This window comes from Xenorhabdus sp. NBAII XenSa04, assembly GCF_963866145.1.
GTDB classification, from domain to species: Bacteria; Pseudomonadota; Gammaproteobacteria; order Enterobacterales; family Enterobacteriaceae; genus Xenorhabdus; species Xenorhabdus indica.
Map to the genome: position 1 here is coordinate 1 of NZ_CAWMEB010000266.1, position 2710 is coordinate 2710.

At 36.2% G+C, this 2710-nt stretch carries 3 protein-coding genes; 1 reads left to right on the forward strand and 2 read right to left on the reverse strand.

Features of this window, described 5'->3' with window-relative positions; translation table 11 throughout:
* The first annotated feature begins 162 nt into the window (after window positions 1-162).
* Window positions 163-1095 carry a phage baseplate protein gene (locus AAC147_RS09850; protein ID WP_231571691.1) on the forward strand — a complete coding sequence of 311 codons (933 nt, stop codon included), beginning with the start codon at window positions 163-165 and terminating at the stop codon, window positions 1093-1095.
* A 191-nt stretch (window positions 1096-1286) separates the two neighbouring features.
* On the opposite strand, the gene AAC147_RS09855 is transcribed toward AAC147_RS09850, so the two are convergent.
* On the reverse strand, window positions 1287-1625 hold the full coding sequence (locus AAC147_RS09855; RefSeq protein WP_047686490.1) for a hypothetical protein: 339 nt from the start codon (window positions 1623-1625) through the stop codon (window positions 1287-1289).
* Window positions 1622-2710: tail fiber protein (locus tag AAC147_RS09860; RefSeq protein WP_339955600.1), on the reverse strand; the 1089-nt coding region annotated here is incomplete at its 5' end. The genes AAC147_RS09855 and AAC147_RS09860, both read right to left, overlap by 4 nt.

A 2710-nucleotide genomic window follows, 5' to 3' on the forward strand; every position in this document is an offset into this window, starting at 1 on the left:
GCAGATGTTGGTGCATTTTCTCAAACGAATCAGATGACTAATATCCCTGATCAGTCGTATATAGGGGCATTTTCATGTGGTAGAGAAGGAGAATGGGTAAAAGGCATTAGTATAGGATCTAAAGGTAGCGATGTAGGACAGATATGGATTGACTCTTCTGCTATGTTACACACTCAATTTTTGAATTCTAATGGCAACCATGCACATCAATCCTATACTGTTCGTGGGGAGTGTTACACAAAACCAGAATCTGAGAATCGTTTTATTCCATTAAATAAAGGCACTACAACATCAGGGTATATTTTATCTAAGACGGCAAATTATCTTGATGATCCTAGTTCACGTAATTTAGGTCGTTCAGGTTTTTTAAGAACTAATAATATGGAGAATCTTGGTGATTTTGCTATTCATGTAGCCCATCCAAATGCAGAAGGCTCTCAACATGCAAGAGGAATTTCTCTTAATTATGGTGGTAGTACAGATAAATTTGGATTATCTACTTATTCTTTTGATGAAAATGGTAAGTTTCAAGGACAGAAGAAAATCTTAACAGAAGATAATATGGCAGATATGCTGTATCCAGTAGGCATAGTTTTATGGTTTGCTCAAAACAAAAACCCGAATAACCTTTTTCCTAAAACACAATGGAAATATATAGGCGAAAATAAAACAATTCGTTTAGCTAACCAAAATGGTTCAAACGTATTTTCTGTCGGTGGAAATGATTCAATAACACTCACGGGTGCACAAATACCATCTCATAATCATTCAATTAATGCTACTACTAGCAATTTTGATTATGGTACTAAGACTACTAATTCTAATGGAAATCACTTCCATGACAGTGGGTGGGGTGAAGCTTCTGGTGCTAGATATGGAAATTATGATAATACGGAAAATAATGTAGGTTCTCGTAGTACTGATTGGGATAATTATAAGCATAAAACCAGTACTGAAGGTGCTCATACGCATACCGTACATATAGGAGCGCATACACACTCAATTTCAGGCACAACGGGAAATACTGGTAGTAGCTCAGCTATAAATATTACTAACTCATATATTATGTTAATGGGGTGGTATCGAATATCCTAACTTGTATTAATTAATATTAAAACTCATCTTATTAATTAACCTAGTTAAGGTTGGTTTTATTCTCATCTGCACCAATAATTACATATAAAAAATATTGGTATCGAGTAAAAAACCGCCTTCTATGGAGTAATACCGCTCGCTTAAACACGAGCGGTATTACCATGGGAGGTGGTTTAAGAATGGCAATAAAATTAGTATTTATTATTTTTTTCACCAAAAACCAAATAGTATTTATTTAATGCATCTTGGTCGACAATAGATGCTCTAGCCGCCTGACGCTTTATCAAAAGAGACTGATATTCTTCATTAGTAATCGAAGATTCAATATCTAAGCTCAATTGATCACGATGTCTGGTTACAAGCCAATCCGTCGATTTTAAGTATAGAAGATTATCTCGGTCTAATTCTGATTGAGATTTGATAAATTCACAATCATCTACATTATAACCTAGTAATTTAATGTCTTCTTCAGCAGTATTGGGATTAAAGATACCAATAATTTTATTATCAATTTTATTTATTACTTTCATGATTTTTTCCCTGGGGTAAATACCGGAGATATACTCGTTTCACCAGCAGCTACTATCATAGACTTATTAGCCATTGGCACATATAAATAAGGAAGAGCCAAATAAATCTCACAGTCTTCATCATAAGGTAAACCGAAGTTTAGAACATTGCCTTGCACGGTAGTTACTCGAGATATATCGATTAATTTGTCTACAAACAACCAACCATCTTGAGCAGAATCTGCTTCTGCCTTTTCAATAACATAACCTCCTAATGGTCTATATTCGCCCTCGTTGTATCCGCTATCTACTCCCATACCTAATTTCCCTTTAACTATTTTCACCCAAAAACGAAGACCTAATTGTTCAAAAACTCCATAAGTCTCGACCGGAATTCTAAAAAATTTATGTCCAGAAGATTCAGTAGTCGATGTTATTTTCAAAATCTTACCTGAGTCTATCCCACCCCATCCACTGCCCAAACCACCACGCCCCATACGAGCACCTAAATAATACTTACCATACCAATACGGATTATTTTCATTTGCCGAGTCTGGATCTGGAGCCACATTAGGAGGAGCTACTTCTGTGTAAGGACCTTCAAACCCTTTAGTCCAGGGATGCACAGCCTGTATAGTACACCCTATTGCTGTATAGTTAGTTGGATGTCCTTCCGGTTCAACTGACCGCATCATTGAGTTACTAAAAAGGTTTAAAGGAAGAGGAATATAACCCTGTATATTCGTTTTAAATTGATTAAATTGATTAAATTGGCTATCAACTTTGTTTATCTGTACATCTGTTTCTTCTTTAGAATATGCTCCGACATCTGCTGCAGAAGGTTTATTTTTAGTGGTATAAAACTCTGTCCACGGCTCTTCAAATCCATATCTATCTCTGGCTGAACGATAAGCAATACCATTGTTCCGATACATAGCCTTTAATTGTAAAGCAGGGGTACTACCAGCATCCACATTAAAATGTATGACAAGCTGGGTGTCTCCATTTCTCTGAGCAATATAAGAACCGGATGCTGCATCCCACGATACGCCATTTTCTCCTTGAACAAATGTGGTAGCTCCTCTGGAAAATGCACCAACATCTGC